12 protein-coding genes are annotated in these 13,026 nt (G+C 39.6%); 3 read left to right on the top strand and 9 right to left on the bottom strand.

Going from position 1 to position 13,026, the window contains the following annotated elements; translation table 11 throughout:
- Positions 1–19: 19 nt before the first annotated feature.
- From GQR39_RS13230 to GQR39_RS13220, 3 genes are all read right to left on the bottom strand, one after another.
- Complete coding sequence (locus GQR39_RS13230) at positions 20–529, bottom strand: hypothetical protein (protein ID WP_007583799.1); 510 nt, start codon at positions 527–529, stop codon at positions 20–22.
- A 99-nt stretch (positions 530–628) separates the two neighbouring features.
- Complete coding sequence (locus GQR39_RS13225) at positions 629–1,078, bottom strand: low molecular weight protein-tyrosine-phosphatase (RefSeq protein WP_010555493.1); 450 nt, start codon at positions 1,076–1,078, stop codon at positions 629–631.
- Between the two features lie 34 nt (positions 1,079–1,112).
- Entirely contained in the window at positions 1,113–1,619 is a 507-nt protein-coding gene (locus GQR39_RS13220) for a DUF3087 domain-containing protein (protein ID WP_007583795.1), read from the bottom strand.
- Between the two features lie 155 nt (positions 1,620–1,774).
- On the opposite strand from GQR39_RS13220, the gene GQR39_RS13215 reads away from it, so the two are divergent.
- The 3 genes from GQR39_RS13215 to GQR39_RS13205 are packed head-to-tail and all read left to right on the top strand — an operon-like array spanning position 1,775 to position 3,622.
- On the top strand, positions 1,775–2,410 hold the full coding sequence (locus GQR39_RS13215) for an energy transducer TonB (protein ID WP_165735831.1): 636 nt from the start codon (positions 1,775–1,777) through the stop codon (positions 2,408–2,410).
- Between the two features lie 14 nt (positions 2,411–2,424).
- Positions 2,425–3,003 (top strand): sigma-70 family RNA polymerase sigma factor, encoded by a 579-nt coding sequence (locus GQR39_RS13210; protein ID WP_165735830.1) that lies wholly within the window; start codon positions 2,425–2,427, stop codon positions 3,001–3,003.
- Entirely contained in the window at positions 2,990–3,622 is a 633-nt protein-coding gene (locus tag GQR39_RS13205; RefSeq protein ID WP_165735829.1) for a hypothetical protein, read from the top strand. The genes GQR39_RS13210 and GQR39_RS13205 overlap by 14 nt, the downstream gene beginning before the upstream one ends.
- Positions 3,623–3,638: 16 nt before the next feature.
- Here GQR39_RS13205 and GQR39_RS13200 read toward each other — a convergent pair whose 3' ends face one another.
- The 6 genes from GQR39_RS13200 to GQR39_RS13175 form a co-directional block, all read right to left on the bottom strand.
- Entirely contained in the window at positions 3,639–4,133 is a 495-nt protein-coding gene (locus tag GQR39_RS13200) for an RloB domain-containing protein (protein WP_165735828.1), read from the bottom strand.
- Positions 4,134–4,144: 11 nt separating this feature from the next.
- A complete protein-coding gene (locus GQR39_RS13195) occupies positions 4,145–5,419 on the bottom strand; it encodes an ATP-binding protein (RefSeq protein WP_165735827.1) in 1,275 nt (424 codons plus the stop codon).
- Between the two features lie 572 nt (positions 5,420–5,991).
- Positions 5,992–7,734, bottom strand: a complete 1,743-nt coding sequence (locus GQR39_RS13190) for a potassium/proton antiporter (RefSeq protein ID WP_165735826.1) — start codon at positions 7,732–7,734, stop codon at positions 5,992–5,994.
- Between the two features lie 400 nt (positions 7,735–8,134).
- On the bottom strand, positions 8,135–9,511 hold the full coding sequence (locus tag GQR39_RS13185; RefSeq protein WP_007583783.1) for a Na+/H+ antiporter NhaC family protein: 1,377 nt from the start codon (positions 9,509–9,511) through the stop codon (positions 8,135–8,137).
- 191 nt (positions 9,512–9,702) lie between these two features.
- Positions 9,703–11,361 (bottom strand): penicillin binding protein PBP4B, encoded by a 1,659-nt coding sequence (gene pbp4b / locus GQR39_RS13180; RefSeq protein ID WP_165735825.1) that lies wholly within the window; start codon positions 11,359–11,361, stop codon positions 9,703–9,705.
- Positions 11,362–11,370: 9 nt separating this feature from the next.
- Positions 11,371–12,546 (bottom strand): DUF1343 domain-containing protein, encoded by a 1,176-nt coding sequence (locus GQR39_RS13175; protein ID WP_165735824.1) that lies wholly within the window; start codon positions 12,544–12,546, stop codon positions 11,371–11,373.
- Between the last annotated feature and the right edge of the window lie 480 nt (positions 12,547–13,026).

The following is a 13,026-nucleotide window of genomic DNA, read 5'->3' as shown; positions in this document are numbered from 1 at the left end:
TAATACAAATTCTATGTAGTTAAAATTCGTAACTTACGCTAATACCGCCATCGGCTCTTTTTTCGTTGCTGTCGCTTGCTTTACCATAGCCCACATCTAGCTCTAATCTAAAACCAGCGCTGTTCAGTCCATTAAAGTTATAGCTGTACGTAAGCCCTATTCCGTTTGTTGTTTCTTCATCAAAAATACCGCCAATTACACAACCTAGCGTATTAGCAAAGTCAGTTGCTACATCATTAGTTGAACTTTCACACTCTTGGTCTGTATCTCTTGCACCAATAGCGCCCACAAGCGCGCCAAAAGCATGTTTTTTATTATCGCTAACTGCTTGTTCAAAACCGGCTGAAAATCCATCATCAAGGCCTAGTTTATAGTTTGCATACCAGCGTTGTGTGTCGTCGTTAGCCGACAAAGACACTTCAGGAATAACTAAATAAGGATAGCCACCCCCAATCGAAAAACTAACATCGTTAGCAAAAGTAGAACAAGAAGCGATAGATAAAGTGAGTAGTAATATTTTTATTTTCATAAAGTTCCCTTTGAGTAAGCATAAAATGTACTTACTTTAGGGACGCTGTGCAATACGACAAAAAGCTCGTTAAATTTAGCTTTAGTAATAAAATAGGGATTAAATTTTAGCGAGTATTTTATCGCTAGCCGCTTCTATTAAATCGAGCACATTTTCAAAGCCATCATCGCCGCCGTAATAAGGATCGGGAATAGCGCTTTGGGCTTGCTCGCCATATTCTAAAAATAGCGCCAGCTTATAGCGTAAATGCTCAGGGCATTGCGCTGTTAAATCAGCTAAATTTTGCGTATCGGCCGCTAAAATTAAATCAAACTCAGTAAAGTCGCTTGTACGTACTTTACGCGAATAAATACCTTTAAAGCTATAACCGCGCTTCTCCCCTGCTGCCATTGAGCGACTATCAGGCGTTTTACCTTCGTGGTAACCAATAGTCCCTGCCGAATCTACTTTAACGTTAACACCTAGCTTTTTAGCGCGGGCTTTTAATACCGCCTCTGCGGTTGGCGAGCGGCAAATATTACCTAAACAAACTATGAGTACTTTTTTCATTAAGGCTCCTCTAACTAATTTAAAAACCTAAGCTTTAAAACTGTTTTAAAATACTTGCGTCGTAATCTTCAACGTTAAGCGTTACGTTATGTTGCGCTGCAACAGATTCAAGCTCAGCTTGTTTAATGGCTAAATCGTCCATAGTAATTAGATTATCGTCTAGCTGCCACAATAACCGAGAGCCCGCATAGCTATAATGAATCGCTAATAACGCATCGGCATTGCCTTCACGGCCAGCGGCTTTTAACTTAGCCATTTTACGGGTTATTTTATTAAGTGCTTTTTTAAGCTCCCACACATAAACAACTTCTGTCATAAACGTATGTGTACGGTATTTATGAAGTAACCATGCAAGCCCAACGCTAGTAATAGCAACACCTATTAAGTTCCAATGAAAGTGGCTACCACTTTCATCAGGAAATAAAGCAATCAGCGTTTGCGATATAGCCAAGCTGCCTACAGCCAAACCAATACCACATCCTGCAATAACACGGTTTAAATGTTTACGGTAACGCGCTTTATTTATTTCAATGAGTTGCATAACAGCCTAAAAAGTTAAGTTTTAATATTTGCGAATGGCTATTGTAACTAAACCCCACATTTTTTATAAAATTATTTCACCCCTTTTTGATTTGCCACCCGTTATAGCTTTGAAAACACCCTAATTGTAGTGGTCAATAAAATTTGGAGCGGCTTATGCACACACTTGAAGTACCTAACAACCCAGTATTTATTAAAACATCGACTGCCGTTATTGGCGGCGCCGCAATGACCTTTGCAGCTTTTGCGTTTATGCAATATTTAATAAGTGGCGAGCAACGCGCACCGGTTAAACCAGGGGACGATATTATAGTAGAAATTTTTCAGGCACCTGAGGATTCAAAGCTAAGGCATATACAAAAAATACAGCCGCCACCGCCGATGCCTAAAGTGCCGCAAAAAGCTCCACCGCTTGATACATCAGCCGATCCTGTGTTGGCAATTAGCGACTTTACGCCGATTACAATTGACGATTTTGGTGGCGACATTAACAACACCATTAATCGCCCAACAGGGGATGCAACACCCATAGTGCGCATAAACCCTAAATACCCAACCACAGCAGCGCGCGATGGTATTGAAGGTTGGGTGCAACTAAGCTTTAGTATTTCGCCAACGGGGGAGGTAATCGACCCAGTGGTCATTAATGCCGAACCAAAACGTACCTTTGATCGCGAAGCAATAAGAGCCATTAAACGCTGGAAATATCGCCCCAAAGTAATTGAAGGTGTGGCACAATTACAAACAGGTCAAACTGTACAGCTCGATTTTAAATTAGATAACTCTATTTAACGGACTAAACGCCTATGCTACTAAGTATTAAGTCATGGTTATTTGAAACGCCAAGCAAGGACTGCATGGCAAGTTACGCAAAAAGTGGCGACAATCGTTACTTAGAGCAGCTTATTGCCCTCTACAGTAACGACTTATACCACTACCTTGTTACGCAATCTAATACGCATTTAGCATACGACGTAAGCCAACAAACATGGCTAAAAGTAATCGAAAAACGCCACCTTTACCAAGCACAAACCACACCCAAAGCGTGGTTATTTAAACTTGCCCGCAACACACTCATTGACGAATACCGCAGGCAACAGCACTTTGTAGAGCTTGACGAAAACACGCATTTAGCAGCACAAAATGATAAAAGCGAAAGTGGCTTAACTATAGGCAGCTCAAACATAAGTTATGACACATTCGACGCCGCCCTAAAACAACTTAGCTTTGTACAGCGCGAAGCCATAACCTTGCAACAAGAAGGCTTTTCGCTCGCCGACATAGAACTTATAACGCAAAGCAGCCTTGAGACCATTAAAACAAGGCTGCGCTACGCCAAGCAACACCTTAAACGTTTATTAGGAGCAAACAATGAACAAGCCTGATGAGCCGTTTGATCAAAAGCTCACACAACACTACAAAGAGCGAAAAGAGCGCACTACACTTACAAGCGATCAACAAAAAGCGCTACTTAATACAGCCACGCACACAAAGCCTAAAAAGCCCACAAGGTTTAGTTTTACGCTACAACTAACCAGCCTTGCCTGCGCACTGGGTGTGTTCGCCTTTATTGTGTTTGATAATAACAACGTAATAAATACTGAGCCTAAAACCGTACTTAACGGGGTATTTAAGACTATAGACATTCACGACTATTCAATTATTAAAACACACGAAATAAATCAAGCAGGTAGCTATGCAAGCTCTATTACAGAGCAAAAACACGCACTCGACAACCGATTAGCTAACGATTTACGCCGCCACCAACAACGCCACATAGAATACGGTACGCTCGTAAAGGTAGATAACGACTGGTACATAGCCAGCTGTAATGACGAGGCACTAGTGCAAATAAAGCAATCACTGCTCAGTGATCTAAAGGGTAAACATGCGGTAGAAAGTGGTCTAAATACGGGTGATATGTTGGCTATGGCGCATAACGGTAAAGGGCAGATTATAGCGCTTAAACATGCGGGTGCTGGGGTTAAACAGTGTGGGGCTTAGGCGGTTTGATTGGTAACTAATTAAGATAGAAATCTTGTAGTTTTTTAATTTGCGGAATCACATTTACAGCCTCAACATAACATTCAGCAGGAAAAAGGTTATTATATGTATTCGAGCATGTTGTAGAGCTTTCGGTATATTTTGAAAATTCTTTTTTGCAGTTATTATTGTTCGGATGAGGGGGAACTTTTTGACCTAAAAGCATAAGAAAAGTAGCTTCTACACAAGGCTCATTCTTTATAATCTGTATTCCTTTTTTATCACACTCTTTCAATAGCTTTGCCGGTATAGGTAGATCATTATCCATAAATATACATATTTCTGAAAATGCTCCCTGCCTATACTCTGCAAGTGCACTATTTAATACGTTGTCAGGCCCTTTTCCTCCTGCACTTTTAACTTGAACTTTAGATTGCCCTTTAAAAATAGATTTTAAATGGTTTAAGAATGCTTTTTCAGTTTGCCCTTCCCCTACAACTAAAATTACTCTTCTTATTTTTTTCTTAGCCATAACAACAATCCCTATAGTATATCTGGCACGCCACCGAGAGCGCCTGTTAAGTATTTACTATTCAAATTATCTCTTTCTTTCAATCCCTCTATCTGATCCGCTCTATAGGCATCTGAAATAGAATCTTCTTTTTCTACAAAGTAAATATGCTGCTTACGCAATGTCTTTAATAACTCTGTATTATGCGTGGTAAAAATTAATTGCGCATTTTTTTCATTATTTTCTTCTGCAAAAAGCTCAATGATTTCTTTAGTTAGCATTGGATGAAGGTCATTATCAAATTCATCTAAAATTGCTAACGTACCAAAGTTTAGTGCTTGTATTATATGACATAGCAATGTGTAAGCAGATTTAGTGCCTCTTGATTCTTGGAATATAGGTAAGAAAAAAGATTCTCCGTTATATTCATGCTCAAAATATGGGATATTCCTTTCTTCTTCCTCTTTATTCATATTGATTATAGTTTTAGATCTAATTTCAATATTTTTAATTCCTATATCAAACTTACAAATTAAGTTTTTAACCGCTTCAAAAATTTTTGGCTGTTTTAAAAACACCTCAGTAGTTTCATGATGCAGTCCATTGAAATCAGCTTTATCATTTTCTGTAATGTTAGATATACAAAGAAAAAAGTGTGGATAAATAACGTCTATAATACCTAGCTTTTCATAAATAGATTCACTACCTTCATCGATATCTTCACTCTCTATATCCTGTAATAAGTCATAATTTAGTCTTGCGATATATGAGATAAAAGAACAGTTATGTGGCGTATCCTTAAGCCGACTATCATTATTTAAAAAAGATGAAGAGACATTAATATATTTTCTTTTCTGCTCATCATACTCCCGTTTAAATACACGAGAATATAAGCGTGAAGTTTTAAGCTTTAACTCTTCGAGCAAAACACGTTCTCTGGTTAACTTTAAGGTATATTTGAAATCTAATTTTTCGGAATCTTCGCCAGGAGGATCAATTTGAAACTCAATTTCAATGTTTGTAGGCTTTTTTTTAGCTGAAAAATGTGGCTGAAAAGGAATAGAATCAGACTTTGATAAATCATGGAAGGATTGTGAAATAAACCAAGAAATAAAAGATAATGGCTTTAGAAGCGATGACTTACCTGAACCGTTCGCACCAAATACAGCTGTCACTCGGGCATATTTGATTCCATTACTATCTTTAGTATCAAAATAGCTATTTGCATATTTTGCTGCAACACTAAAATCAAGTTCGGTGTCATTTAGGTAAGATTGGTAATTATTAAACTTCAACTTCTTTATCATACTAAACTCCTTGAGACGAAAATACGTCCTAACACGCTTAGTATATATATTTAATTATAGATGTCTATGAAACAAACTTAATAAACTTATAGTAAAAACTTTATTAAGTACATATAAAAAACCTACACATAGCTCTTGATAATCATAGATTTTAAAAAGCAGTAGCGAAGCACTAGAATAGTCAAGTTTCGTGGTACTGAATATGGTTAGAAAGCCCCAATAAGAACTTTCACCAACAATTATTACTTATAAATATGAGCGTAAAAATATTAGAGTAATTTTACTTAATAGATATAAAGTTTAGTTACAAAGTTTCTTATCTAGTAAAAACCAAAAGCACTTACTGAAAGTAATGGCGGCAAACTAAGTACTTGGAGAAGTATTTATCTCCCATTTAACTTTTCAGGCTAACTCACTACGCGTCAACAAGCTGTTCGCTTACAGTAAACACTACACATGCTCAGCTTTGGGTGTGCTCTTTGCATTGGAGATCCGTTGGGTTTCGTGTCACTCAACCCAACCTACGTCCGTTAAAAATGTGAGCCTAGCGCTAAATAAATCACTGTTAATGATTACTGCTTTAAAAGTCGCTTCTCTGGATTGTTTAAATACTTTAAGCCAATGGTAACTATGCGCGTATGTACCATTGTTATAACGCGTATTTGCACATTACCAATAACAACAATATCGCCTTTACTGACTTCTCCTGAAAGCTTTTGGTTAATCACTTCTTCCAAGCTTATGCCCTCTGGGGCGTCTATTTGCATGTGGTAAGAGTAAAATATATCGCCTACTAACGTTACCCCTTTCACTTTAAGTTCGTTGTGGGCTAAGTGGCTATCTTGATGGTTTGTTTTATCGGTTGCTGTAAAAACTAAATCAACAAAGGGTCTGTTATCTGGTTTTAAAACAACAAATAGGTGGTCATTTGGTTTTAACTTAGTTGAACCTCGTGGCGGTATGATTGACGGGCCCCGTGTGATCATAGCAACAACTACACTCTCAGGAAGTGCGGCATGTGACAAGCTGCGCCCAGAAACCCGAGAAACGTCACTTAAGGTGTATTCTACAATTTCTATATCAATATCGTTTAGGGCTGTGATTTCGAGTGTTGCAGCGGCTAGGTCGGGCGGCGGCTCTACTAAATTTAGTTTTTTAGCCATCCAAGGCATTGTTGAGCCTTGTAATGTGGCTGAAATTAACACCACGAAAAAAACAACATTAAAAATAAGTTCAGCCCCTGAAAGGCCAAATAGTAATGGGAATATAGCTAAAATAATGGGCACTGAGCCTCTAAGACCAACCCAAGATACAAACAGGGTTTCGCGATTATTAAAGCCAAACAGTTTTAAAATAGGCGCTACCGCTAATGGGCGAGCAACAAAAATGAGTGCCAATGCAATAAGCAATCCTTCTAGCCATACATCAACCAACGATGACGGATTAATAAGGAGTCCTAATACAACAAACATGGTTATTTGCCCAAGCCATGCTAAGCCGTCATGAAACAGAAAAATACCGCGTTTATATACAAACTTGCTGTTACCTAAAATCACGCCGGTTATAAATACAGCTAAAAACCCACTGCCGCCGAGCGTTGCAGAAAGGCCAAAAGAAAGCAGCCCAAATGCGGTTACCATCACTAAATACAAACCCGATGCATTTAGTTTAATTCGATTAATAAACCAAACCGATACCTTACCAATTAAAAGACCACAAATAGCGCCAACACCCATTTGTTGAGCAAATAGCTGTAGTAAATCCAGCCCTATTGGCATGTCGTTAACAAGCATTTCGAGCAATCCAACCGTTAGAAAAATAGCCATTGGATCGTTCGATGCACTTTCTATTTCAAGGGTAGATTTAAGCTTTTTGTTTAAGTGAATACCCGCACTTCGTAAAAGCGCAAACACTGCTGCGGCATCTGTAGAGCCAACAATAGCGCCCAGCAAAACACCTTGTAATATGGGCAGGTCTAAAATATAAGTAGCCACAAGGCCTGTAATTACAGCGGTAAATAACACCCCGACGGTTGCTAAAGCAGACGCGGGTTTCCACACTTGTTTAATTGAACTGGTAGGCGTTTGTAAACCGCCATCAAATAGAATAATGGCAAGCGCAAGAGTACCCAAAGCATGTGCGGCCTCTGCGTTGTCGAATGAAATACCTGCAATACCGTCTTCACCTGCGAGCATACCTACAAGTAAAAATAGCACCAGTACAGGTAAGCCAACGCGTGCAGATAACTTGCTCGAGATCACTCCTAGTAAAATTAATATGGCACTAACGAGAATGATATTATCAATTGCAAACATAGTGTGGATTTACAGCCTTATATGAGTTATACCAATCCGCAATAATACTTAATCATTTTACGGGGCTAAACATGTCGCTACCGGCGTTAAAAAATTCTCATTTAGAACAACTAAATAGCAAATTTTTTGCCTAGCTATCAACACGTTTTTCCAGCCTCAAAATAGATCACTTAATTAAGCGAATTGGTATTAAAAAGTAAGAATTTATAGCTATTAAAAAGCTTAAAGCTCATGCTATACAATAACCTAAAAAATATAAATACGGGTACTTAAGTCTATATTTAAATAGTTTATTTAATAGTTAGAGTGTCGTTAAGCTTGGTATTACTCGGCTCGGTCTTAATTTAAAAACAAAAAAGCCTGCAATAAGCAGGCTTTTGACTATTTAAATAATCAAATTTTACAAAACAATTATGCTTGTTACTAAGTACGCTAAAAACGTAAGGCCACCACCAAATAAGGCGTACGGTAGCTGCGTTTTAACGTGGGTGAGTAAGTCACACCCAGAGGCAATAGCCGATACGGCGCTGGTGTCAGATATAGGCGAGCAATGATCGCCAAATATACCACCACCCAAAATAGCACCTACAACAAGCGATGGCGGTAAACCTAGTGCTTGAATAAGTGGCACACCAATTGGGATTAATATAGCAAACGTACCCCACGATGTGCCTGTAGTAAACGACATTACCGCGCCAGTTAAAAACAGCACAGGTACGATTAAGTAAATAGGTAAGTAGTCGCCAACAAGTGACGCTACAAATACGCCAGTACCCAGCTCTTTTAAGCTTGCACCAAGTGTAAGCGAAAGCAGTACTATGGCGACCAGTGGCATTAATTCGCCCATGCCTTTAAAGCCTGTATCAACTAATTGATGGTGCGTAAATTTACGTGAGCCAATCATTAAAAAGTAAGCCACAACAATAGCTAAAACTGTTGCGTATAATACTGACTTAGAGCCACTACCCTCTGCCAACACACCATTACCGGTGTAATACATAAAGCCAACCATGCTGGTAATGAGCGTAATAAGCGGGATTAACATGTAACGCGCTTTAGAGGCTTTTATTTCATCTTTTAAGTCGGTTGTTTGAAGCTCTAGTTTTTCTTCGGCTTCTTTCATTGGGCCATGCACTTTATCAAACGCGATGGTGTAAAAAACAATAACAAGGGTGATTATGGCGTAAAAGTTATACCCAACGCTGCCCCACAATACCGATACAGCCGACTCACCTAGCTCGTAGTTACCTAACAAACCAAGTACAAATGCCCCCCAACCGTTAAGTAGTATTAAAATACACACTGGCGCACTGGTGCTGTCAATAATATACGCTAGACGCGCTCGACTCATTTTAAATTTGTCGAACAAGCCTCGCGATAAAATACCCGAGGTAAGTACGCTCAGGTTAGATTCTATAAACACCGCAATACCGGTAAACATGGTTAAAAAGCCCACTTGGCGCTTACTTTTTGCAATGCCTTTGTTCATTAGCATATTAACAGTTGCTGCAACGCCGCCAGATTCGCGAATGTAGGCAAGCAGTGCACCAATTAAAATACTAAATATTAATATGCGTGTATTACCTGGCGAGCTGGCAACCGAAATAATACGTTCAATGGTATTTAAAAAAGTGTCAAACAAGCTATTACCTTCGCCCTGAAAGGCGAGTAAAAACTCAGAAGAAGCAACAGCAACAAGTAGCGCCATAATCACTTCTTTTCGCCAAAACACGATAGCAATCGCAATTAGCGGCGGTAAAATAGAATACCAATGCATAAAAAGTTAACCTTAATTATTAGCGAGTAAACCTCGCTTTGTACGCGTTTTAACGCTTATTTGTTAAGCCTAACAACATAAACCGGCTTAGTTTTATAGACCGCTTAGCTTAATGGATTGGCTTACTCAAGTCACCTGTAAATAAATCACTTAAGGTGGCACAGTTAGTACGTTTTAACCTATACGATAGCTTATTGATTTAGTAACGCTTCATAAATAAGCGACACCACCGATCCGTATTGTGCGGTTTCAAATTGTTTGCCTGCAAATTCGTAACGTTTTAGCGAGCCTTTAATTGCACTATGGCGAGCATTAGTAAGTAAAACAATAGCCAAGTCGTAAGCGGGGTCAATTACGGTCACTGTACCCGTCCAACCTGTGTGGCCATAAGCCTGCGCGCTTGCATAAGGGCCAAAGTGCCAACGCCTTGCTTGGTTGTTACCGGCAAGCCTAAAGCCAAGCCCGTAGGTTTCGTCGCTTGATTGCGGCGTTAAAAATTGCGCTAAGGCGCTTGCACTAAATAATTGTTGGTCGCCGTAACCACCATTATTTAATAATAGCTGGCAAAGCACGGCTAAGTCGTGGGCATTACTAAATAGCCCCGCATGCCCTGCTACGCCATCAAGAGAATAGTAAGCGCGCTCGTCGTGCACTTGGCCTTGTAAAACCCCAGTGCGAACATTATCAAACTTAATGCGCCCGTCTCGCGTGTTGCCGCTAAGCTCAGTGGCTGCAAATTGCTGTGGCTTAAAGCCTTTTTTAAGTGGATTAAATAACGTGTTAGTTAATTTTAGTGGCGCGTACACTTGCTGCTCTAGGTATTCGTCAAGGGGCTGCCCTGTAATGCGCTCAATTAGTACGCCTAAAATCATGTAATCAATATCTGAGTAAACATGCTGCCCAGATGATTTACTACTAAAAGGCACGCTGGTAAGTAATAGCTGTTTGGTGGTTTTACTGTTTTGCGAATAAAACGCGTCGCCATTGCTGCCATCTTTACGGTGAAAGTCAAATACTGGCGGGTATCCGGCGCTGTGAGTGAGTAAGTCTTTTACTGTGCGCTTTGCTCGGCCTTCGCCTTTATATTCGCTTAGGTAGCTTTGCACGGGTTTATTTATATCCAATAACCCTTCGCTTACTAATTTCATAAGTGCAAAATTGGTGGCAAATATTTTGGTGTTTGAGGCAAGATCAAACAAGGTATTAGTTTGCATGGGCTCTGGTCGAAGTAACATTAAATCACTTTGCTGATATTGCTTTGCATCGCCATAGGCGGTTAATTTTATTAGTTCACCATTTTTAACAACGGCCAACACAGCCCCAGGAAAACCCGCTTTTACATCACGCTCAATTAATGTGTCTACTTCACTAAAATCTACGAGCTTTATGGGCTCATCGCTTAAAGTAGGAAATGCAAAACGTAGCGTTAAACTTGCGCCAACAGGGAAAATATTTTCAACTTTAAAAGTATTAACACCATTGTGAGTATTTTTTGCCAAACTGTAATTGTATAGAGTGTTGGCGCTTAGTTGGTTAACGTCGAGCTTTTGATTATTAATGTAAATATCGGCGCTTTGTGCGTTGTGGTTTTGTATTAATAATTGCCCGCGCCCTTTGTAAGCTTTAAACGTTCCTCGGTTATTTACATAAAACCGGCTACTTGGATTTACCTCAGGAAACGTTACAACCACTTGTGCATTAGGCAGCTCTACAAGTTGGCTCTTTGTAAGTGGTAGCACCGAGCTAATAGGCTCAGGTGGTGTACTACAACCCACAACAATAAGGCTTAACGCCGCTATAAATGCTTGTTTTATATAACTACACCTTTGATTTTTTAAAGCAATAAACATGCTTAGCCCTTATTTATATAGCAAGTAAGGCGCTCTTTGCGCTTTAAATTGCGCAAGCCCCGCCTGCCAGCTTTGTTTTATTTGCGCTTCTGATTGCCCTGCTTCAATAGCTAAGCGTAATTTATTAGTACCCGCTAGTTTATCCATAAAGTCAGCGCGCTCAAAAAACGAGATGTTGTTTTTACTAAGCTCCGTGTACGCATTTATTAAGTAAGTTAAATTTAGACCTGTAATATTTGCTTGCCTTAAATCGAGCCCTTGCACGGTTTCGCTTTTAAATTTAGGGTTTAAAGCAGCGCCTTTAATTGCACGCGGCGTAAAATTAAAATCACCTAATGCAACTGGCGAATAGCCAATTACTTGAAATGCAAAGTCGGTGCCTCTACCAATGCTAATAGGCGTTGCCTCAAAAAAGCAAAGTGATGGGTAAAGCGCAATCGCCTGATCGTTAGGCAAATTAGGGCTGGGTTTTACAGGCAAGCTGTAAGTACTTTTGCGAGTGTAATGATCAATAGGGATCACAGTTAATTTTAAATCGGCCGCTTTATTGATCCAGCCCTCACCCTTGATCATTTTGGCAAGTTCGCCAACGGTCATGCCGTGTAAAACAGGAATTGGGTGCATGCCTACAAACGATTTAAATTCTGGCTCTAATATTGGCCCATCAACGTAGGCAATATTTGGATTGGGTCTGTCGAGTACTAAAAATTCTATCCCCTGCTCTGCAGCGGCTTCCATCATGTAGTGCATAGAGCTTATGTAGGTATAAAAGCGCACTCCTACATCTTGAATATCAAAAATAATGACATCAACATCGGCTAAAGCAGCTTGGCTTGGTTTTTTATTTTTACCGTAAATAGAAATAAGCGGAATACCGGTTTTGCTATCAACGGCATTTTTTACATGGGCGCCCGCATCGTGATCGCCGCGAAAGCCATGCTCAGGTGCAAAAATTTTAGTTATGTTTATGCTTTTAGCCAGCAGAGCATCTACTAAGTGAGTTTGCCCTATAATTGATGTTTGATTGACTACTAGCCCTACACGTTTATTTTTTAACTGCGGTAAATATTTAGCATATTGCTGCGCACCTACTACAAGTGAGTTGTTAGCTTCGTTGGCTTGCACGCTTGGAATAAAAATAGCGCTAAAAATAAAAAATAACGTAATAAATAGGGTTTTAAACATACTGCAATATCCTTTTAAACAAGGCGTTTAAAATAACATAGGTAATATTAAAGAGCAGCTTTAGAAAAGGTTAAGTGGGCTTAGATATAGTGATTAGAAGCTGGCGCTTCTCACGCGAGCAAGCTCTGCGGCTACAACAAATGAATAAGCTCGGAGTTTGGATTTAAAGATTAGGGTTGGTTTTACTTGTAGGCGTGCAGCTTGCTGACGCGACGAGCAAAGCTCGTAAATAAAGTATCAGTGATTAGAAGCTTCCGCTTCTCACGCGAGCAAGCTCTGCGGCTACAGGAGTGATAATCTACATTTCACTTTATTTCGGGCACAAAAAAACCGACTTAATGTCGGCTTGTTTATGAAAGTGGTGGGCGCAGGACGTATCTTGTAAGAGTGAACCTCCGATTGCTTGGTTCTCAATTCGGCTAAACCTACACTTCACTTTATTTCACTTTACTTCACTTTACTTCACTTTATTTCACTTTA

This window comes from Pseudoalteromonas sp. C8, assembly GCF_011378685.1.
Classification (GTDB): domain Bacteria; phylum Pseudomonadota; class Gammaproteobacteria; order Enterobacterales; family Alteromonadaceae; genus Pseudoalteromonas; species Pseudoalteromonas arctica.
This window is presented reverse-complemented; position numbering and strand designations above follow the sequence as displayed.

Coding starts and splice junctions, on each gene's coding strand:
- GQR39_RS13175 (WP_165735824.1), bottom strand. CDS start 12,546: ATGTTTAAAACCCTATTTATTACGTTATTTTTTATTTTTAGCGCTATT.
- GQR39_RS13210 (WP_165735830.1), top strand. CDS start 2,425: ATGCTACTAAGTATTAAGTCATGGTTATTTGAAACGCCAAGCAAGGAC.
- GQR39_RS13190 (WP_165735826.1), bottom strand. CDS start 7,734: ATGTTTGCAATTGATAATATCATTCTCGTTAGTGCCATATTAATTTTA.
- GQR39_RS13225 (WP_010555493.1), bottom strand. CDS start 1,078: ATGAAAAAAGTACTCATAGTTTGTTTAGGTAATATTTGCCGCTCGCCA.
- pbp4b (WP_165735825.1), bottom strand. CDS start 11,361: ATGTTTATTGCTTTAAAAAATCAAAGGTGTAGTTATATAAAACAAGCA.
- GQR39_RS13220 (WP_007583795.1), bottom strand. CDS start 1,619: ATGCAACTCATTGAAATAAATAAAGCGCGTTACCGTAAACATTTAAAC.
- GQR39_RS13215 (WP_165735831.1), top strand. CDS start 1,775: ATGCACACACTTGAAGTACCTAACAACCCAGTATTTATTAAAACATCG.
- GQR39_RS13195 (WP_165735827.1), bottom strand. CDS start 5,419: ATGATAAAGAAGTTGAAGTTTAATAATTACCAATCTTACCTAAATGAC.
- GQR39_RS13200 (WP_165735828.1), bottom strand. CDS start 4,133: ATGGCTAAGAAAAAAATAAGAAGAGTAATTTTAGTTGTAGGGGAAGGG.
- GQR39_RS13205 (WP_165735829.1), top strand. CDS start 2,990: ATGAACAAGCCTGATGAGCCGTTTGATCAAAAGCTCACACAACACTAC.
- GQR39_RS13185 (WP_007583783.1), bottom strand. CDS start 9,511: ATGCATTGGTATTCTATTTTACCGCCGCTAATTGCGATTGCTATCGTG.
- GQR39_RS13230 (WP_007583799.1), bottom strand. CDS start 529: ATGAAAATAAAAATATTACTACTCACTTTATCTATCGCTTCTTGTTCT.